Here is an 18,808-nt window from a genome sequence, read left to right on the forward strand (position 1 = left end):
AAGAAGATATTAGGGCTACGGCCCTTTGGTTTATATCAAGGGTGAGCCAATACCCCTTTCATTTGTTTGTGTATTTTCTTTTATAAAAATTTTTAAGCTGCGATCAAATATACTTTTGTCAATAAAAATCAGGGGCGTAGCCCTGATCTCTTCATAGCATAATTTGAATGTGAGACAATTCAGGGGCGTTAGCCCTGATATATCATTTAAATTTTCTATTTCATACGCATGATCTTTCCATTTTCATAACATCCAACCTGCAGATAAGACAAAGAAAGTAAACAGAAATAACGGATTCTCAGCAATCCTTGACTTTTTCGAAGGACTACTTTGCACTCAGGCGATACCAGCGATCTATTAAGGACAGAAAAAATAAAAAATTATACTTACCCCCCCCTCTAAGAATGGGGGTATAGTCTTAAAAAATACAAAATTTCAAAAATTACCCCTTAAAAAATTAGGATGCTAATATAAAAAGTACATATATTTGCATCACACCCCTATTCCAGAATGGGGTAATTCAAATAAAAAGTAGTTTTAAATAGAACAACCCCCTGAAAAAGGAGGGACAAAATCAATTTCAAACAATTTAAACCAACTGCTATGAGAAACAATGGAAAACTTTTACCGGGAATCCTAATCCTGACGGGATTGTACATTTTCAGTACAAAAACCTTCGCTCAGGTTGAGGTTAATGTCGGAGCCGACCTGATGAGCCGATATGTATGGAGGGGAACCGATTTCGGTGGTTCACCCAGCATTCAGCCCACGCTTGAAATGTCGGCCGGCAGTTTTGTTTTGGGAGCCTGGGGCGCTTACACCACCAATGCTCCGGGAGCGCAGGAGGCCGATCTGTATGCCGGTTATTCCTTTGGTGATGTATTTGGCCTCACCCTTACCGATTACTATTTCCCGTTGGATGATATGTCGGATGATTATTTTGATTTTGACAATTTTCATTCACTGGAAATAAGCGGTACTCTCACCATAGACAAGTTTAGTTTGCTTGCCGGTAAATTCTTTGCAGGCGCCGATGACCAATCCTTGTACCTGGAAGCCGGTTATGATCTGGGTGTCGCCAATATTTTTCTGGGGGCTGGTAACGAAGTTTATACAACTGACGGCGATTTTGCTGTGGTAAACATCGGTATAGGTGCATCGAAAGAGATAAAATTCACCGATTATTTCTCTCTCCCGCTTTCGGGATCCCTCATTCTGAATCCGGAAAGTGAAAGCCTGTTTATGGTAGTCGGGGTTTCCTTCTGATGAAGTACGCCATTCATTCAATCAGGAATTAATAAAAGAGATGATAAAATAACCTAAAAACAGACTCATGAAAAAAATTGAAGCCATCATACGCAAGACAAAATTCGATGATGTAAAAGAAGCACTGGGCAACGTAGGCATCGACTTCTTTTCCTACTGGGAAGTCAGGGGTGTCGGAAGATCACGTGAAGAACGTGCCTTTCGTGGCATAGTGTACGATACCAGCTCCATAGAACGCATCAAGCTCTCGATAGTAGTACGCGACAAAAACCTGAAGAATACCATCAATGCCATCATGGAATCTGCAAGAACAGGAGCCATCGGAGACGGAAAAATTTTCGTGGTCGACATTGAAGAATCTTACCGGATACGGACAGGAGAAACCGGTAATGAGTCGCTATACATCAAAGGAGAAGAAGAGTAAATCAGGTCGTTGAACAACTAAAAGAATAGAATTATGGAAGATATTACAACAAAAATAACAGATATATCCGTCTCTATAGACATGTTGTGGGTACTGATTGCCGCTGCCATGGTTATGTTTATGCAGCCGGGATTTGCAATGGTAGAAGCCGGCTTTACCCGAGCCAAAAACACAGCCAACATACTCATGAAAAACTTTCTTGATTTTTCGGTAGGTTCGCTTATGTTCTGGGTGGTAGGTTTTAGCATAATGTTTGGTACCGACCTGGGCGGATTTATAGGCATGCCCGACCTCTTTTTCTCGGGTTCTTATGGCAACGATGTTGACTATGCCATTTTAATTTTCCAGACTGTATTTGCCGCCACTGCTGCAACGATTGTTTCCGGTGCAGTAGCAGAGCGAACAGAGTTCAAAGCCTATATTCTTGCCAGTTTTTTCATCACAGCGGTGATTTATCCCGTTTCCGGGCACTGGGTCTGGGGCGGCGGCTGGCTCAGTGAACTGGGTTTTCATGACTTTGCAGGATCAACGGTGGTGCACTCGGTCGGCGGTTGGCTGGGACTGGTCGGAACAGCCATTATTGGCCCCCGTCTGGGGAAATACAATGGGAAACGTAAAGCCATTCCCGGTCATAGTTTGACAATTGGTGCCCTGGGTGTATTCATCCTCTGGTTCGGATGGTTTGGTTTTAATCCCGGTTCACAGTTGGCAGCCAGCGGACTTGACAACATTTCTGCGGTGGCATCAATATTTGTTACCACAAACCTTTCGGCTTCAGCCGGAACGGTTACTGCCATGATAATATCGTGGATTCGGTACAAAAGACCATCATTAGGGCTTTCTTTGAACGGCGCTTTAGCCGGTCTGGTAGCCATTACCGCCGGATGTGATGTTGTTAGCCCGGGAGGTGCCGTAATTATTGGTATCGTTGCAGGGATAACATTAATTTTTGGCGTTGAAATGCTGGATACACTCAAAATAGATGATCCCGTTGGTGCTGTTACAGTACACGGTTTCAGCGGAGCTGTCGGAACCATACTGGTTGGCTTGCTGGCAACAGAAGGAGGATTGTTCTATGGCGGTGGTGCTTCAATGCTTGGTGTACAAACACTGGGCGTGGTAGCCATCGCAGCATGGGCGCTTTCTATGGGATTCATCCTGTTCAGAGCCATCAAATCCACAGTAGGGCTCCGGGTTCCCCGAAGGGTCGAGGAAGAAGGCCTGGATGTTTATGAACACGGAGAGACTGCCTATAATAATTTTTCATAACCGTAAAAACACGACAACCCTCTTATGGAGAACACACTATCGCAAAGCCATAACGATGGCGTATCTGGTTCAATTATCCAGTTCTTTTAATTGTCCTGTTTTTAGAGACCTGTCCGTTTGGACAGGTCTTTTTTTACAAAATAACGCCTGGCTGAAAAGTGTGTTGCCAAAACAGCTTCAACAACATCTTCATCTTCAGATGAATAATCACCTTTTTCATATTGTCGCCGAACATCACTTAAATAAAAAAGTTGATTACTGATACATCATGATTCAGCAGAATAATTTTTCCTTCGTTTGTTTTTCCACGATAAAAAAACGATGTATCATTATAAGGCATTTGAAAATGTTTAACGACATATCGATTATAGAGGAATTTCAAACTTTTGTTTAGTTGAAAAGTTCTTCTTTACAACCACTATCCCCATCGATTGAAGGTCTATTGAGGCAGATACTTCCCCAAGCTCTTCTATTTCCTTCCAAGCTTTTCTCATTCCAGGCGACCAGGAAATATCGTCAAAAACAATCACACCACCATCAGAGAGATAGGGGATTGCCTCGTCAAAATATTTTCGAACAGCATAGTAATCATGATGACCATCATTAAAGAGAAAGTCAACCGGTTCAGAGGCCTCCAATACTCTCTTAAAAGTTTGATGAAATGGTCCAATAACAACAGATGCATTTTTAAATTCTAAGCTATTAAAAGTATCCCGGGCAATTTCAGCAATTTCGGGTGCCCCTTCAAGTGATACGATTTGCCCTATTCCATTAATTTTTAATGCTGCTGCCTGATAGGATGCCGAGATACCTACACATGTACCAAGTTCTACGCATGACAAGGGTTTTAATTCACGAATCAGCTTGAAAAGTAAAAGTCCCCAGAATTTGGGTTTACTCGATGCAACAATTTCCGAGACGGATTCAGTTGATTGTAACCCCTGTTCCATTTCCCTTTTTCCTCTTTTAAAATGAGGAGAACCCGCGCCATAATCAATAACATGAATTTTTTTATCTGATCTCAGGAGAAAAGAGCGTCGATTTTCAATCATGGAAATGAATTCTGCTTCCTGGCTTGACAATACAGTAGATAAGGATTCTTGTAAAGCGATAGCCACAGATTTCAGAGTTATATCTTCATGCAATGAAAGCTGAGTTAATATTTCCCTTGCTTTTTTCCTTTTCAAATATTGAATCGGCACATTCAAACCTGTTTTTATGATCTGCTTTATCATTCTGATATCATTGAAAAATTAACATTTCGATGCGTTTTGCAAACATGGGTACGGTATAAAAAGCATATTTTTGTCAAAATCAAGGCGTTTTAAATTTTTGTATCGGAGTTAACTCGTTGTTAATGAGGATTCAAAAATTTAAAACAACAATGAGTTTGGCAACAAAGATGCTTTTTAGACTGGGCTCAAACATATAAAAAAATAAAAATAGTAGAGAGGAAGGTTGTATTTAATATCTTCAAATTAATATCTAACAAAAAAATTTTATTCTCAAAAAATTTTTATCAGTATAACAATAGTTTAAGTTATTGGTCTGATAGAATTCGTATGCAAGAATTTAGCCGCTTAGCGCATAAAACTAACCAACATGTTGTTTAAGTTGACTAAATCCTGCACAGGGGTTTTTTTTCAGGCTTGTCCAGAAAAAACGTAGGTTCTAATTCGCTTAATTTTCCTATTTTTGATGACATAAATAGTGTCTGTTCAGATGGAACTTTCTGAACAAACACTATTTATACCTTATCAACCAGCCTAATGACCTATCCGAACGAAAAAGGAAAAATAAAAAATTTTATCCATGAGTGCAGTATAAAAAGCCTTCAAACTGCTGATTTTTAACATTTTTATCCCTGACCCCTAAAGGGGAACTGCTAAAAATCAGCAGTTTGAAAAAGTCCCCGTTAGGGGATTTAGGGGTCAAAAGACTTTTTAGACTGCACTCATCCATATAAAATTTATTTTTAAGGTCGGATAGGACTCGCATGCAAGGGTTTATACATGTCCTTATTGTGGGAAATCTTGCCATACCCGTTTCAATTGGTTGTAATATACGCGCCTTTAAAAGTGCTCATTTCAGTATCTGTTTGGTGAAAAAAAAGGATAAAAATATTCTAATAACATCCTTCCCGCTATTTTCTGCATCTTTTATAGCGCAAGGGGTTAACTTTTTAACATTGCTCTTGTTACCTCTTTTTTATTTAACGGAGGATATTGGCGTTTTTTTTGTTTTTTCAGCTTTAGGACTTTTACTGGGTTCTCTTGTTTCATGGCGAAGTTTTAATGCAATACTTATAAGCGATACGGATGAGGTGGCAAATTCTAACCTGGGAATTTCATTTTTATTAGGAGGCGTAACATCTCTCATCCTTGAGATTTTAATATTAGCATTTTCCCCTTTTTGGGGGAATTGGCAATCGAATGTGGAATGGATATATTTTTTACCCGTTTATGCATTATTCACTAGTGTGTTTATTTCTTTTGAGAACTTTTTGAATTACAAAAAGAGATACATCCAGATTGGTTATGGAAAATTGATAAAGGCTTCTGCAACTTTATTAATTACTTTGCTCCTTGGAATTCTGACGCCCTCGGCTGAATCTCTCATCTTTGCTTTAATTACGGGTCTGTTGGCTGTCATTGTTTTTCAAATTTGGATTTCCGGTATAACCTGGCATATATTTCAAATATCCAAAAGAAAGTTTAAAATATTCTTCTTTAAGTACCGTGATATTCTAACCTTTAATTCTTCTCTTGCAATAATTTCTGAACTAAACAGCCACTTGCCCACCATTCTTCTCTCTATTTTTTATGGAGAAAATGTAGTTGCTTTTTATGGAATGGCTCAGCGGTTTTTTTCAACACCTGTAAGTGTCTGGTCAAATAGTATCGCTTCTGTATTTGGAAAAGAAAGTGTTGAACGATATATTAAATCCCGGAATATATCCGGCTATTTTGTCTCCACCGTAAAAAAAGTGATAATGATAATTATTCCTTTCGGAGTAATTGCTTTTTTATTAGCACCTTGGATATTTGACACTTTTTTGGGAAAAGAATGGGAAGCTTCTGGTGGAATAAGCCGAATTATAATTCCTTTAATAATTGCTCAAAATATTGTAATGCCAACAACTATTCTATACACAATATTAAATCATCAAAAAAGAATTCTGATCTTCTATCTTGTAAGTTTTTTTGTACGAATTATATTGCTTTTTATTTTGCCCTATTTGCTTTTTGATATAAATTATATTTATTTACTTATGATGTTTTCTTTTACAGGTGTTCTTCACTACATTCTTTATTATAGAGAGTTACGCAGTCAGATTGAAAATTATGAAACTCAAATTGAACATAAATAGAAAATTAACGCGTTATCTCGTTTCATCCGTATAAAATTTATTTATTAAGGGCGGATGGAACTCGCATGAAAGGATTTATACATGTTCTTTTGTGATAAACCTTGTCATGCTCGTTTCATCAGTATATAATTAGACTAAGTTATTGGTCTGATGGAACGAGTCCCGAGTACTCGGAACTCGTTTCATTAAAAAAATTTGGTGAAAGTTAATATTTTCTATATCGGGGTTAATTCCAAACAGATGTTAAATGAAAAAAACAATTTTTTTTATCCTTGAATGGATAGATCAAAACCCTTGCAGATGGATGGTGAAGCTGGTCTATCCACAATATAAACGTCCGCGTCATGGATATATGAAGCATTACAGAGTTTTGTACGACTACTTTTTCATGCAAAAGATAATGGGTTTCAACAGAATGGTACCGTGGCCGGTAGATTTTAGAAGTAAAATAAGAGGATGGCAACACATAAAAAAAGGTATTATATGTGATCCCGGCGATAGCCCCGGCGTCTACATCAATGCATTTGGCGGCCTCAAATTTGGAAACAATGTTGAAATAGGGCCCAATACTACAATTGTTACCACAAATCATTACAAGTATGACCAAAGGAAAACTTCTCCCAAGCAAGGTGTTGAAATTGGCAATAATGTCTGGATTGGTTCCAATTGCGTAATTCTCCCGGGTACAAAGATTGGTGATGAAGTTACTATTGGGGCAGGTTGCATAATCTCAAGCGAAATACCTGCAAAAAGCACGGTCGTGCGTAGCAATGATACCATTAAAATAATACCAAAATCAAAAGACTATGAATGGAATATATATGATGAAAAATTAACCTGAAAATTTTTCACTACCTCAAAACCACACCACACTATAATACAGCCCATTATTTAACAAGCTTTCGTATTTTACAGTTTTCTCACCCAAAAAGGAACAATGTTTTCGAGTCCTTTGATAAAAATGGTAGTTAATCATTTACAAAAATGAAAAACAATAATAGCTCTCTCATAATAAAAACATTGCGTCTTCGCGCCTCTGCGTTTAGTCTTTCTTTTAACGGTCATTTGGTTTTTACGAACACACTGAAAATTGTCATAGTTTTTTGTCACAATTTTTCACTATTTTGAAGTTCATTCAATAAATACATCGTAAATGTCTATAAACCAAAATATTAAAATATCATGAATAAAGTATCGCAAATTTTCATTTTTTTCTTATTGTTGAGCGGAACCATAAGCACATTTGCCCAGGATGAAAAAAAAGAAGAACAAAAACCTGAAGGATATAAATTTGAAACGATCATTGATCTGCCTGCCACAAGTGTCAAGGATCAGCACCGTTCAGGTACCTGCTGGAGTTTTTCAGGAGTATCGTTCCTGGAATCTGAGATGATACGAATGGGCAAAGAACCGGTAGATTTTTCAGAAATGTTTATTGTCCGTCATTGTTACGCAGACAAAGCCGAAAAGTATGTCAGACTTCACGGCCATTTAAATTTCGGCCCCGGCGGAGCATTTCATGATGTTTTGTATGTATTGAAAAACTATGGCGCGGTACCCGAAAATGTTTACCCCGGACTCGACTATGGCACAGAGAAGCACGTGCACATGGAAATGGATGAAGTATTGAAAAATTATGTAGATGGTGTCATTGAAAACAAAAACCGTGAACTAACTACTGCCTGGCACCAGGGCTTCGAAGGAATACTGGATGCCTATCTGGGTGAATTGCCTTCAACATTTGAATACAAAGGGAAAGAATATACCCCAGAGTCTTTTGCGAAAGAAGTGACCGGACTCAATCCGGACAACTATATCCAGGTTACCTCTTTTACTCATCATCCATTTTATGAGCCTTTCATCATTGAATTGCCCGACAACTGGCTTTGGGGCGAAGTTTACAATGTAACCCTGCAGGAGATGACGGACATCATCAACCACTCGCTCGAAGCGGGTTACACAGTAGGCTGGGCTACAGATGTCAGTGAAAAAGGATTTTCGCACAAAAACGGAGTTGCCGTTGTTCCGGCCGACAATATAGAAGAATTGAGTGACACCGAACGCTCACGCTGGGAAGAATTAACAGAAGAAGAACGCCAGAAACAGATGTATTCTTTCGAAGGGCCTGTCACCGAGAAAAAGATTACTCAGGAAATCCGCCAGGAAGGATTTGACGAATATACCACCACCGATGATCATGGCATGCACATAGTGGGTTTGGTGAAAGACCAGAACGGGACCACCTATTACAAAGTAAAAAATTCATGGAATACAGATAATAAATACAATGGTTATTTGTATGCCTCCGAAAGCTTTGTGAAACTAAAAACCATTTCACTCATGGTGAATAAAGAAGCACTACCCAAAAGCATAAGCAAAAAACTGGGACTCTAATCGTTTAATTCCAACAAAAAATTGAAAAACAATAACTTATACACAAGGAAAGCCAATAACTCAATTTAAAAAGCTAAAATTGTGCCAAAACATGTTAAACTTGAAATATTTTTTACCAACAACTGAAACTTTTACACAAACCACACGTTAGAAAGGGTAGAGTTTTCTTCATAAGTAAGGGTTTAGGTTAGGTAAATTGACAAAAAGAAAGAGATAAAAGTTTCTCTAAGTCAGAGTTTTCTCATCGATGAAGAAAAAATAAAAAATTTTTATCTCTTTCTTTAAACCTTTGGACAAACAAACTGTTTAAGATTATAGATTTTCATAATTTTGGGTTAGGGTTAAGGTTAGAGACGGAAGTTATCAAACGAGATAACTTCCGTTTCTGTTTTTATAACGATCCTTACCTCATACAAGTGTGTTTTTTTGCAAAATATTTTCTAATGTTATCTGAAAATGGCTACGCCATTTCTTGTTTGGTGTCAGCTAATTGCAGGAATTAGGCGAATTTAAAAGCTGTTTTTACAGCTTTTCTTATATAAAGCACCCGTATTAAAAAGAGGGTGTCTATGATGTAATTCTTTGGAAAAACTGAATTCAATACTTACTGTCAAGAGTATTATTTTTCAATTAGTTACACAGAGTGCACTGAGCACATCACAGAGATTCACAGAGAATAATGGACTTTTTTGATCACCTTTTTCTTAAGCGGCGCAGCCGCTTCAAAAGTGGGTGACTAAAAAGACTAATTTTTGCTCTTTGAGACTCTGTGTGCCAACTGCGTGGAACTCTGTGAAATAATGAATTACACAGAGTTTTTAGACACCCCCAATCATTCGCGTAAATTTGCGAAATTGACAACATCATAATTGATTTTTTAAACAGCTATCGAACGCTTTCCGGTCGTTTCATGGACATCCAAAAATAATGGCGTAACAATCAACTAATCAGACTAATTGTGATTTGATTTTTTATAACTTGTTGGTACTGGCCTGTCCGGGTTAGGTTCTGACAATTCGTTGATTTGATATTTTTGAAAACTTTATCATATATTTGTTGCAACATATAATGTTTTTACATATATTTGTGGCAGAATTATAAATTAAGTGTGTATGAATAACAAAAGCACTGTTACCATAGAAATGTTTTATACGCTTACTTGTCCAAATTGCAAAATATTGAAAAGAATGTTGGATGAAGTACTGCCCCAATATGGTGACAAGTTTCAATTAAGAAGAAGCCTTGCCAATTCGCCCATGGGAATGGTTAGAACAATGAGATTAGGAATTCATTCAGTTCCGACCCTTCTCATTAATAATAAAATAATTTTTCGAAGTGTCCCCAAAAAGGAAGAATTAATTAATACCTTGAATAGTTTTATAAATCATTAAATTTTAGAATTATGGAAGAAAAGAAAAAACTAAGATGTCCGCTTGGCATTCCGGGTGGAATCATTGCTGCCTTAATTGGCTTAATTGGAGTTGTTGTTAATATCATAAACTTCAATTGGTTTGAGTTAATAACCTCATTTGCGCTCTTATTGTTAGCACTGCCATTTGTTCGGGTAACGATGATGGTTCACATGGCAAACGACAGGTTGGATGAATTAGAAAATAAATTAAAAACAAAGCAATAAAGAAGATATAACAATGCTAAAAACCGGAATTATCATAGGTAGCACCCGCCCGGGACGCAACGCTGAACAAGTTGCTAAATGGGTATATGATTTTGCATCAAAAAGAAATGATGCAGAATATGAATTAGTTGACCTTAAAGACTACAATTTACCTTTGCTTGATGAAGCTTATCCGGCATCCTTTGGCCAATATTCGAATGAACATACAAAAGTCTGGGCAGAAAAAATTAAATCGCTCGATGCTTTTATCTTTGTAAACGGAGAATATAACCACTCGATACCCGGTGCCCTGAAAAATGCATTGGACTATTTGTATGCCGAATGGAACAATAAAGCGGCCGGTTTTGTAACCTATGGTTCTGCAGGGGGTGCACGAGCTGTAGAGCAACTTCGGCTGGTTTTGAGTGAATTACAAGTCGCTCATGTTCGGGCTCAGGTATTGCTGTCGTTGTATACCGATTTCGAAAACTTTAGTGTTTTTAAACCAGCGCCATTACATGCTGACAACTTAAAAACAATGTTAGACCAATTGAACAGCTGGGGAAATGCTTTAAAAACACTAAGAGAATAATTACAAATTTGTGGAAAATTGGCTGTATATTTTATCCCTCACGGTGGTGGCCCTTGGCATGTGATGGACGATGCTATGGGTGACCCCGTGGGATATGGAGGTTTAAGAACGTATCTTACGGAATTGGGGCAGAAGTATCGGCCGAAAATAATACGTAATTAAATGTCAAATAATAATCTTAAATCTTGACGTGATGACAACAGAAATTTCAAAAACAAGAAAAATAGCTGCATGGGTAATTGCAGGCTTATTAACAGCACAATATTTATATAGTGCAAGTGGAAAATTATTCCTTCATCCCGAACAAATGGAACAAATGCACTTAGCCGATTGGCGGATTATTATTGCCCTTGGTGAAATTGCTTCTGCCTTATTGTACTTGTTTCCAAAAACAAATAATTTTGGAACTTTGCTATTGAGTTCTTACATGGGAGGCGCTATTATCATTCACATGACAGGTGGCATGAGCATTGCATTGCCCGTGGTTGTTCTTCTTCTTGTCTGGGTAGGTTTCTATTTAAGAAATCCCGATTTTTTTAAATTAAAATAAAAATGTCTATCGAAGAAGAAATTAATGGAAAGTTTCGGAATGAATACCACAAGGGATTTATCAATTTGACCTATACGGTCAAATTGTTAAGTCATAAGTTTCATAAATCACTTAAAGCGCACGGACTTACCGAACCGCAGTACAATGTTTTAAGAATACTTCGTGGTTTTCGTTCCCAGGCACCTCTTTCTATTGGTTTTATAAAACAGCGAATGCTTGACAAAGATTCGGATGTAAGCCGAATTGTTGACAGACTTTTTGAAAAAGGATTACTGAGCCGGAAGGAAAATCCGGACGACAGGCGGCAAAAATCTGTCGAAATTAACACAAAGGGCTTGGAATTACTGGATAAGATGTTCATTTGCGAACAGAAAGTAGATACTTTATTGAAAAATTTATCTATGGACGAAGTTAAACAATTGAATTATTTGGTAGATAAAATAAGAGAGAATAAAGAATAATACACATGGTGGTAATATTTTAAATTAAAGCACAGTTGGGCCCTGAAAAAAGGCAGTAGGATTTACCTGTTGCCTTTTTTGAAGCATAAATTTATCGAGTGCAGCTTCTTTTAATTCCTGTTTGGTACTGCCACTTCGATCATGATATTGTCCTTTGTAATTTATAAGATAAGGATAAGCTATATGCTTCGTTAATTTCAATGAAGTTGCCCTTTGGGCTTTTATGCAAGTTTACATCAACGATAAATTCCTTTCCTGGACAGGCCAGAGCCAAAAATAACTAAAAAGCATCCTCTCCCATCAATAAACCATCAAGATAATATGATTATTGTGCGGTCAGTCCACCATCAATAACCAATTCAGAGCCTGTTATATAAGAAGATTCATCAGAGGCAAGAAATAAAACACCATACGCAATTTCTTCTAATTTGGCCCCTCTACCCATAGGTGTTGAAGAAAGTGAACCCTTTTTAAAATCATCGGAACCTTTCATCTGCGTCGTCATGGGAGTTTCAACATAGCCTGGATGAACGGAATTGACACGAATGTTATCCTTAGCTAATTCAACTGCTGCACCTTTTGTGTAGATTCTTGAACCACCTTTTGATGCCGTATAAGCCGTACCATTTCCTCCACCAATAATGCCCCCTACGGATGAAATATTGATGATAGAACCTGCTCCTTCTTTTTTCATATAAGGGACAACGGTTTTAACCCCTATAAACTGACCTAAAAGATTAATCGAAAGTACTTTGTTGAATTCTTCTACAGTTCTTTCTTCCAATGGTGCCATTATATTCCCAAGAACACCTGCATTATTAACCAGTATGTCAATTTTTCCAAAAGCTGTCTCTGCTTTTTGAGCTACTGTATTCCAACTGTCTTCCAAACTTACATCATGGACGACGTATTCCACAACACCACCATTAGCCTTTATTTCAGCGGCAACGGCTTTTAATTTTTCTTCCTGTACATCAGTAATAATTACCTTTGCCCCTTCTTTGGCAAATAGTTTTGCTTCTGCAGCGCCCATACCACCAGCCGCACCGGTGATGATAGCGACTTTGTTTTCCAATCTGTTCATTTTTATATATTTTAATTTACGTTTCATTTCAAATACAAACAAATTCCACTTAAAATATAACATTAAATCCGCAAAAAAGTTATTAACAATAGCAGCCAAAACATTGTGCATAAATATTTATAAGCCCGGCCTAAAAAGTATTTTTGGTGCCAAATTCATTGTTGTTTTAAATTTCTTGAATCGTCATTCACAGCGGGTTAACTTTAGTACAAAAATTTAAACGCCTTGATTTTGACAAAAAGATGCTTCTTATAACGTACTCACAGAATAAAAAAAATTAAAAAATTTTTTGAATTACTGAAAAATTTCCATTTTTGTACTATAAAACAATTTTAGTACAAAAAGAATATGAGCATAAATTCCACTAAAGATTCAATATTAAGAGTTGCAAACCAACTGTTTAGCCGGTTCGGGTTTCACAAAACCTCAATGGACGAAATCGCAAAAGTTGCACGCAAAGCTAAAGGCTCACTATACTACCATTTTACGAGCAAAGAAGATTTATTTAAGGAGGTTGTTGCCAATGAAATGACCAGGTTAAAGAGTCAGTTGTCAACTATTGTCAGTAATCCTGATCTAAAAGCATCGGATAAAATCAGAAAATACCTTGTTACACGGATGGAAATTTTAAATAGTGCAGCCAACTACCATGAAATGCTAAAAGCCGATTTTTTTGAGCACTTCCGCTTTATTGACGACCTTAGAACTGATTTGGATACGTGGGAAAAAGAAAATCTGAAAAAAATCATTCTTCAAGGTGTTCAGGCAGGCGAGATTACCTTAGTCACTGAAATAGATGTTTTGCTGGATATGTTTTTAATGGTACTGAAAGGTCTTGAAATACCATTTTTTTTACAAAATAAATACGAGAAATTTTCACCTTACTTTGATAGGTTAATAAACATATTGAATAAAGGTTTTACCACATGATTGAGAGCAGTCTAAAAAGCCTTTTGACCCCTACCCCCCCTAAAGGGGACTTTTTCAAACTGCTGATTTTTAGCACTTCCCCTTTAGGGGTCAGGGGTAAAAATGTTAAAAATCAGCAGTTTGAAGGCTTTTTATACTACACTCATGATTTTTAAAACCAAAACTAACTATAACTAATATGACGAACAGTAAAAAACCCGAAGTAAGAATACAAACATCCATTTTAAACAGCCTGGAGAAGAAAGCGTTAGTTTGGATGGCACTAAGAATACCTCAAAAAATTAATTCAGACCATTTAACGGTAATAGGATTTATTGGTGCCTTAATTTCAAGTGCAGGTTATATACTTTCCAACCTGGAGAGCCATTTTCTTTGGTTAGCCTCTTTTGGCTTGTTAGTGAACTGGTATGGCGACAGCCTTGATGGAACACTGGCTCGTATAAGGAATGCTCAACGTCCGATATATGGATTTTTTATTGATCACACTATTGATGGCTTAACGATTTTCGTCATTTGTGTGGGTGCAGGGCTTTCTCCATACATAAACTTTGCAGTAGCCATGCTTATTCTCGCAGGGTATTTGCTCTTATCAGTTTTAACATACATCAATACCTACCTTAAAGGGGAATTCAGGATCACTTACAGTAAACTAGGCCCCACTGAATTTCGTTTAATTGTTATCCTTATAAACACACTTTTTATATATTACCCGACAGGAAACCAGTATTTTGTACTTAGTGGTGTCGTTTTAAGTCTGTTTGATGTCATAGGAATTGTTATTGCTTTTATTCTTTTCATTATTTACCTGGTTAACTTTTTGATAGATAAGAATAAATACGCTAAAATCGACCCTCTCAAATATTAAAACAAAATTTATGGCAATTAAATATATAAAATTCGTAGCCAGCCGCCTTATTGGCACGTTAGTCGATACCCTGGTTTTATGGGGGCTCTCATCCTACATTTTTTCCTCATATATTGGACATTACATAGTGGCACCAACTATTTCGTTTGAGTTTGCGGTATTTTCAAATTTCTTATTGTCCTACTACTGGATATGGCGCAAGCGAATATCAACAAAAAACATAAAGACTTTTATAGCCCGCTTTGCCATTTTCAACATTTCCTGTGTTTTGGGATTTATTGTTAAAATGGCATTTCTGCTGCTGTTCGAGAAACTATTTGGTTGGGATGTGGTATTCTGCAATCTGGCGGCATTGTTAATATCCGGCATTGTGAATTTTGTTCTTGCCGAGTTTGTGGTGTTCAAAAAACGCCCACCTATAATTGAACCTTTAAACGAAATGGAATCATTGAAAAACATAAACTATTAATTATTAATCCTATGAAAATACTTTCAGAAAGATACAAACAGTATGATATCCCTCAGCAGCTAATGGCTGCAGGTATTTATCCCTACTTTAGGGCAATCAAATCCGGGCAGGATTCTGAAGTAACCATTAACGGGAAGAGGGTTTTAATGTTTGGTTCTAACAGCTATCTGGGCCTGTCAAATCATCCTAAGATTAAAGAGGCCGCCATAAAAGCTATCGAAAAATATGGTACCAGCTGCTCTGGTTCCCGGTTCCTTAACGGGACACTCGATATTCACCTTGAGCTGGAAGAGAAGTTGGCCAAACTGGTTGGCAAGGACGAAGCCGTTTGCTTTACTACAGGTTTTCAAGCGAATCTTGGAACAATTTCAGCTCTCTGTGGCCGCAACGAATACCTTTTACTCGATTCTCAGGACCATGCTTCCATCATTGAGGGAAGCAGGTTGTCCTTTGGCAGAATACTTAAGTTTGCCCACAACGATATGTCCTCGCTTGAATCGAAGCTAATGCTTTGTGAACCCGACAAAAATAAACTGATTGTTGTTGATGGCATATTTTCTATGGAAGGGGATATTGTTAATTTACCGGAAATTGTGCGATTGAAAGAAAAATACAATGCGAGCTTAATGGTTGATGATGCCCATGCAATCGGGGTAATCGGGCAAAATGGCAGAGGTACATCCTCCCATTTTAATCTGACTCAGGATGTAGATTTAATTATGGGTACTTTTTCCAAATCGTTGGCCTCAATAGGTGGGTTTATTGCCGGCGACAAAGAAGTAATTAACTTTTTAAAGCATAATGCCCGTGCATTGATTTTTAGCGCAAGTATGCCCCCTGCGTCGGTTGCAAGCGTAAGTGCTGCCATTGATATTATGCTTGATGAACCTGAACGAATCAAGCATCTTTGGGATTTAACCAAATACGCACACCAGGCTTTCATTAGTGCCGGTATTGATACAGGTAAAAGTGAAACTCCGATTATCCCGTTATATGTGAGGGATGATAAGAAAGTTTTGAAATTGGCCCGCATACTGCTTGATGAGGGTATTTTCGTAAATCCTGTTGTTTCTCCTGCGGTTCCAAAGGAGGATGCCCTGATACGTTTCTCCCTTATGGCTACACACACTTACGAACAACTCGATGTAGCGATAGAAAAGATAATCAAAGCTTTTAAAGAACTCGATGTAGCACCCTGTTTTCAACGCATAGAATAATAATGCCAACAAAACTACAACTATGAAACGAGCATGACGAAGATAGCCTTAATAGATTATCAGATTTTTAGATTTAAGATTTAAGATGAAATGAACATAGATAGGTTTTCCACAATAAGAATATGTATAAATCTTGCATGCGAGTTCCATCAGACCAATAACTTAGACTAATTATATACTGATGAAAGTGGTTTTAATAACGGGTGTATCATCCGGTTTTGGTTTTGCCATTGCTCAACGGCTTGCAAAAGGCGATTACCGGGTTTACGGAACTGTGCGTAGAGAAGTTGACTCAGTACCTAATGTCAATCACCTTTACATGGATGTAGTTTCAGATGAATCCGTTAAACAAGCTATCAATGAGGTGTATCAAAAGGAAGGTCGCATTGATGTGCTGATAAATAATGCCGGTGCAGGGATTGCAGCTCCTCTTGAATTTACCAAAATTACTGATGTCCAACACCTGATGGATGTTAATTTTCTTGGAGCCGTGAGAGTGACTCAAGCGGTATTGCCAATTATGCGCAAGCAGTCAGGCGGTCTAATTATATCTATCAGCTCCATAGGCGGTTTGACAGGTTTACCCTATCAGGGAATTTATTCAGCCGGCAAGTTCGCCCTCGAAGGCTTTTGCCAGGCTTTATATCACGAGGTCAAACCATTCAACATTAAAGTTACAGTAATTAACCCGGGTGACTTTGCCACGCGATTTACAGCCAACAGGCTATGTGCTGAAAAGGACGATTTCACAGCTGTTTATCCAACTTTTGGTAAAACGCTTTCCAAAATTGAACAAGATGAAAAAAACGGTTTACACCCGGATAAATTAGCCAAAAGAATAGAGAAACTTATTAATAAGAAGAACACACCTGTAAGACAAGTTATAGCCTCACCTTTGCAAAAATTTTCAGTGTTCCTGAAAAGAATACTACCTGAAAAACTGTTTTATCGGATAATTAGTAAATACTACCTTTAATATTAAGACATTACTGTATGAAAATAACAATCAAAGAGATTACAAGCAAAAACGACTTAAAAAAATTTATCAAATTCCCAAATAAACTTTATAAGAAGAATAATTTTTATGTACCGCCACTAATTTCAGCAGAGCTGGAAACCTTATCAAAAGATAAAAACCCTGCTTTTGACTTTTGTGAAGCCAAATACTGGTTGGCCTACAATGAGAGCAATACCATCGTTGGGCGAATAGCAGGAATCATAAATCATAAGTACAACAAAAAGGTTGGTAAGCAACTGGTTCGCTTTGGTTGGCTTGATTTTATAGAGGATATTGATGTTTTAAAAGCCCTGATTCAGGAAGTTGTAAAATTTGCCAACGAAAAAGGGGCCGCTGGCATTCATGGCCCTCTCGGATTTTCCGAATTTGATGCTTCAGGCATTCTTATCGAAGGTTTTGACGAAATCCCGACAGCCTACGGCAAATATAACTATCCTTATTACTCTCAGATGATTGAACAATTGGGCTTTGAGAAGGAAGTTGACTGGGTTGAATTCAGGGTAACTGTTCCTGATAAAATACCGGTAAGATACAGCCAGATAGCCAGGTCGATTGCCGATCGGTATAAATTGCAAAGCGTGAAATTAAAATCAAAAAAAGAGGTTCTAAATTATGCAGACCAAATCTTCCAACTTCTAAATAAGGAATACGAAAGCATACATGGTTTTTCAGGACTTACTCCCAACCAAATAGATGCTCTGAAAAAACAGTTCATCCCATTGCTGAGATTAAAATTTGTTTCAATAATACTGAATGCTGAAAATAATGTGATTGGTTTTGGTATATGCCTGCCCTCACTTTCCAAGGCATTACAAAAGTGCCGGGGCCGTTTATTCCCTTTTGGATTTCTGCATATTCAAAAAGCGCTTCGTGTCAATGACACAATCGACACCTTACTTATCGCAATCCATAGCGATTATAGGAACAAAGGTGTAAATGCCTTAATCTTTAATCATATAGGTAGCGCGATTGTGTCAGAAGGGATAAAATATATAGAAACCACACGTGAGCTGGAACATAATTTATCAGCGCAGAACCTTTGGGATAAACTAGAAAACAGACAGCATAAAAGAAGTAGATGTTATTTTAAAACAATATAACTATGAATGATATCTCCGAAATGGTTACGGTTATTACCGGAGCCTCGTCTGAAATTGGAAAAGCATGTGCATTGAATTCGCGAACAGAGGCGCAACTGTAGTTCCAGCCGCAAGAAACAAGAGGGTGCGTTACTTGAATTTGAAAACGGAATTGACGCGGTAATCTCCATGAAAAACAGATATT

General features: G+C 37.5%; 21 protein-coding genes. 18 read left to right on the forward strand and 3 right to left on the reverse strand.

The window, feature by feature from the left end; translation table 11 throughout:
* Window positions 1–603 precede the first annotated feature (603 nt).
* The 3 genes from OQ5_RS0104235 to OQ5_RS0104245 all read left to right on the forward strand — a co-directional run bounded on the left by OQ5_RS0104235 (window position 604) and on the right by OQ5_RS0104245 (window position 2,959).
* Complete coding sequence (locus OQ5_RS0104235) at window positions 604–1,266, forward strand: hypothetical protein (protein ID WP_010421449.1); 663 nt, start codon at window positions 604–606, stop codon at window positions 1,264–1,266.
* Between the two features lie 67 nt (window positions 1,267–1,333).
* Complete coding sequence (locus OQ5_RS0104240; protein WP_010421452.1) at window positions 1,334–1,690, forward strand: P-II family nitrogen regulator; 357 nt, start codon at window positions 1,334–1,336, stop codon at window positions 1,688–1,690.
* 33 nt (window positions 1,691–1,723) lie between these two features.
* Window positions 1,724–2,959: an ammonium transporter gene (locus OQ5_RS0104245; protein ID WP_010421456.1), complete on the forward strand. Its 1,236-nt coding sequence runs from the start codon at window positions 1,724–1,726 to the stop codon at window positions 2,957–2,959.
* Window positions 2,960–3,324: 365 nt separating this feature from the next.
* Here OQ5_RS0104245 and OQ5_RS0104255 read toward each other — a convergent pair whose 3' ends face one another.
* Together OQ5_RS0104255 and OQ5_RS25210 are read right to left on the reverse strand one after the other, a co-directional pair.
* Window positions 3,325–4,194, reverse strand: a complete 870-nt coding sequence (locus OQ5_RS0104255) for an O-methyltransferase (RefSeq protein ID WP_010421462.1) — start codon at window positions 4,192–4,194, stop codon at window positions 3,325–3,327.
* 571 nt (window positions 4,195–4,765) lie between these two features.
* Window positions 4,766–4,957, reverse strand: coding sequence for a hypothetical protein (locus OQ5_RS25210; RefSeq protein WP_081467443.1), 192 nt, complete (start codon window positions 4,955–4,957; stop codon window positions 4,766–4,768).
* A 25-nt stretch (window positions 4,958–4,982) separates the two neighbouring features.
* Here OQ5_RS25210 and OQ5_RS0104265 point away from each other — a divergent pair, with 25 nt between their 5' ends.
* From OQ5_RS0104265 to OQ5_RS0104300, 9 genes are all read left to right on the forward strand, one after another.
* Window positions 4,983–6,329, forward strand: a complete 1,347-nt coding sequence (locus OQ5_RS0104265; protein ID WP_176694056.1) for a lipopolysaccharide biosynthesis protein — start codon at window positions 4,983–4,985, stop codon at window positions 6,327–6,329.
* Window positions 6,330–6,576: 247 nt separating this feature from the next.
* Complete coding sequence (locus OQ5_RS0104270) at window positions 6,577–7,170, forward strand: acyltransferase (RefSeq protein WP_016776304.1); 594 nt, start codon at window positions 6,577–6,579, stop codon at window positions 7,168–7,170.
* 341 nt (window positions 7,171–7,511) lie between these two features.
* Window positions 7,512–8,723, forward strand: a complete 1,212-nt coding sequence (locus OQ5_RS0104275) for an aminopeptidase C (RefSeq protein ID WP_016776305.1) — start codon at window positions 7,512–7,514, stop codon at window positions 8,721–8,723.
* A 1,112-nt stretch (window positions 8,724–9,835) separates the two neighbouring features.
* Complete coding sequence (locus OQ5_RS0104280) at window positions 9,836–10,114, forward strand: thioredoxin family protein (protein ID WP_010421473.1); 279 nt, start codon at window positions 9,836–9,838, stop codon at window positions 10,112–10,114.
* An 11-nt stretch (window positions 10,115–10,125) separates the two neighbouring features.
* Complete coding sequence (locus OQ5_RS0104285) at window positions 10,126–10,359, forward strand: hypothetical protein (protein WP_010421476.1); 234 nt, start codon at window positions 10,126–10,128, stop codon at window positions 10,357–10,359.
* A 13-nt stretch (window positions 10,360–10,372) separates the two neighbouring features.
* The gene (locus OQ5_RS0104290) at window positions 10,373–10,930 is read left to right on the forward strand and encodes an NADPH-dependent FMN reductase (RefSeq protein WP_010421479.1); all 558 of its coding nucleotides are present in this window, start codon (window positions 10,373–10,375) and stop codon (window positions 10,928–10,930) included.
* A gap of 18 nt (window positions 10,931–10,948) precedes the next feature.
* Window positions 10,949–11,092: a hypothetical protein gene (locus tag OQ5_RS23395; RefSeq protein WP_156062761.1), complete on the forward strand. Its 144-nt coding sequence runs from the start codon at window positions 10,949–10,951 to the stop codon at window positions 11,090–11,092.
* 31 nt (window positions 11,093–11,123) lie between these two features.
* Complete coding sequence (locus OQ5_RS0104295; RefSeq protein WP_010421483.1) at window positions 11,124–11,480, forward strand: DoxX family protein; 357 nt, start codon at window positions 11,124–11,126, stop codon at window positions 11,478–11,480.
* A 2-nt stretch (window positions 11,481–11,482) separates the two neighbouring features.
* Window positions 11,483–11,941, forward strand: a complete 459-nt coding sequence (locus tag OQ5_RS0104300) for a MarR family winged helix-turn-helix transcriptional regulator (protein ID WP_010421486.1) — start codon at window positions 11,483–11,485, stop codon at window positions 11,939–11,941.
* Window positions 11,942–12,266: 325 nt separating this feature from the next.
* Here OQ5_RS0104300 and OQ5_RS0104310 read toward each other — a convergent pair whose 3' ends face one another.
* Window positions 12,267–13,124 (reverse strand): SDR family NAD(P)-dependent oxidoreductase, encoded by an 858-nt coding sequence (locus tag OQ5_RS0104310; RefSeq protein ID WP_218054495.1) that lies wholly within the window; start codon window positions 13,122–13,124, stop codon window positions 12,267–12,269.
* Window positions 13,125–13,373: 249 nt separating this feature from the next.
* Here OQ5_RS0104310 and OQ5_RS0104315 point away from each other — a divergent pair, with 249 nt between their 5' ends.
* From OQ5_RS0104315 to OQ5_RS0104345, 6 genes are all read left to right on the forward strand, one after another.
* Window positions 13,374–13,955, forward strand: a complete 582-nt coding sequence (locus OQ5_RS0104315) for a TetR/AcrR family transcriptional regulator (protein ID WP_016776309.1) — start codon at window positions 13,374–13,376, stop codon at window positions 13,953–13,955.
* Window positions 13,956–14,133: 178 nt separating this feature from the next.
* Complete coding sequence (locus tag OQ5_RS0104325) at window positions 14,134–14,820, forward strand: CDP-alcohol phosphatidyltransferase family protein (RefSeq protein ID WP_016776311.1); 687 nt, start codon at window positions 14,134–14,136, stop codon at window positions 14,818–14,820.
* A 10-nt stretch (window positions 14,821–14,830) separates the two neighbouring features.
* Complete coding sequence (locus OQ5_RS0104330; RefSeq protein WP_010421509.1) at window positions 14,831–15,289, forward strand: GtrA family protein; 459 nt, start codon at window positions 14,831–14,833, stop codon at window positions 15,287–15,289.
* 11 nt (window positions 15,290–15,300) lie between these two features.
* Window positions 15,301–16,506: a serine palmitoyltransferase gene (spt, locus tag OQ5_RS0104335; protein ID WP_010421511.1), complete on the forward strand. Its 1,206-nt coding sequence runs from the start codon at window positions 15,301–15,303 to the stop codon at window positions 16,504–16,506.
* 181 nt (window positions 16,507–16,687) lie between these two features.
* A complete protein-coding gene (locus OQ5_RS0104340; RefSeq protein ID WP_016776312.1) occupies window positions 16,688–17,482 on the forward strand; it encodes an SDR family oxidoreductase in 795 nt (264 codons plus the stop codon).
* 17 nt (window positions 17,483–17,499) lie between these two features.
* A complete protein-coding gene (locus tag OQ5_RS0104345; RefSeq protein WP_016776313.1) occupies window positions 17,500–18,624 on the forward strand; it encodes a hypothetical protein in 1,125 nt (374 codons plus the stop codon).
* The last annotated feature ends 184 nt before the right edge of the window (window positions 18,625–18,808 follow it).

Origin of the sequence: Anaerophaga thermohalophila str. Valhall (assembly GCF_000250735.1) — a bacterium.
Lineage (GTDB): Bacteria > Bacteroidota > Bacteroidia > Bacteroidales > Marinilabiliaceae > Anaerophaga > Anaerophaga thermohalophila_A.

Bases quoted from the DNA above. Each gene is read 5' to 3' on its own strand.
- OQ5_RS0104235 (WP_010421449.1), top strand. From the start codon at position 604: ATGAGAAACAATGGAAAACTTTTACCGGGAATCCTAATCCTGACGGGA.
- OQ5_RS0104240 (WP_010421452.1), top strand. From the start codon at position 1,334: ATGAAAAAAATTGAAGCCATCATACGCAAGACAAAATTCGATGATGTA.
- OQ5_RS0104245 (WP_010421456.1), top strand. From the start codon at position 1,724: ATGGAAGATATTACAACAAAAATAACAGATATATCCGTCTCTATAGAC.
- OQ5_RS0104255 (WP_010421462.1), bottom strand. From the start codon at position 4,194: ATGATAAAGCAGATCATAAAAACAGGTTTGAATGTGCCGATTCAATAT.
- OQ5_RS25210 (WP_081467443.1), bottom strand. From the start codon at position 4,957: ATGCGAGTCCTATCCGACCTTAAAAATAAATTTTATATGGATGAGTGC.
- OQ5_RS0104270 (WP_016776304.1), top strand. From the start codon at position 6,577: ATGAAAAAAACAATTTTTTTTATCCTTGAATGGATAGATCAAAACCCT.
- OQ5_RS0104275 (WP_016776305.1), top strand. From the start codon at position 7,512: ATGAATAAAGTATCGCAAATTTTCATTTTTTTCTTATTGTTGAGCGGA.
- OQ5_RS0104280 (WP_010421473.1), top strand. From the start codon at position 9,836: ATGAATAACAAAAGCACTGTTACCATAGAAATGTTTTATACGCTTACT.
- OQ5_RS0104285 (WP_010421476.1), top strand. From the start codon at position 10,126: ATGGAAGAAAAGAAAAAACTAAGATGTCCGCTTGGCATTCCGGGTGGA.
- OQ5_RS0104290 (WP_010421479.1), top strand. From the start codon at position 10,373: ATGCTAAAAACCGGAATTATCATAGGTAGCACCCGCCCGGGACGCAAC.
- OQ5_RS0104295 (WP_010421483.1), top strand. From the start codon at position 11,124: ATGACAACAGAAATTTCAAAAACAAGAAAAATAGCTGCATGGGTAATT.
- OQ5_RS0104300 (WP_010421486.1), top strand. From the start codon at position 11,483: ATGTCTATCGAAGAAGAAATTAATGGAAAGTTTCGGAATGAATACCAC.
- OQ5_RS0104315 (WP_016776309.1), top strand. From the start codon at position 13,374: ATGAGCATAAATTCCACTAAAGATTCAATATTAAGAGTTGCAAACCAA.
- OQ5_RS0104325 (WP_016776311.1), top strand. From the start codon at position 14,134: ATGACGAACAGTAAAAAACCCGAAGTAAGAATACAAACATCCATTTTA.
- OQ5_RS0104330 (WP_010421509.1), top strand. From the start codon at position 14,831: ATGGCAATTAAATATATAAAATTCGTAGCCAGCCGCCTTATTGGCACG.
- spt (WP_010421511.1), top strand. From the start codon at position 15,301: ATGAAAATACTTTCAGAAAGATACAAACAGTATGATATCCCTCAGCAG.
- OQ5_RS0104340 (WP_016776312.1), top strand. From the start codon at position 16,688: ATGAAAGTGGTTTTAATAACGGGTGTATCATCCGGTTTTGGTTTTGCC.
- OQ5_RS0104345 (WP_016776313.1), top strand. From the start codon at position 17,500: ATGAAAATAACAATCAAAGAGATTACAAGCAAAAACGACTTAAAAAAA.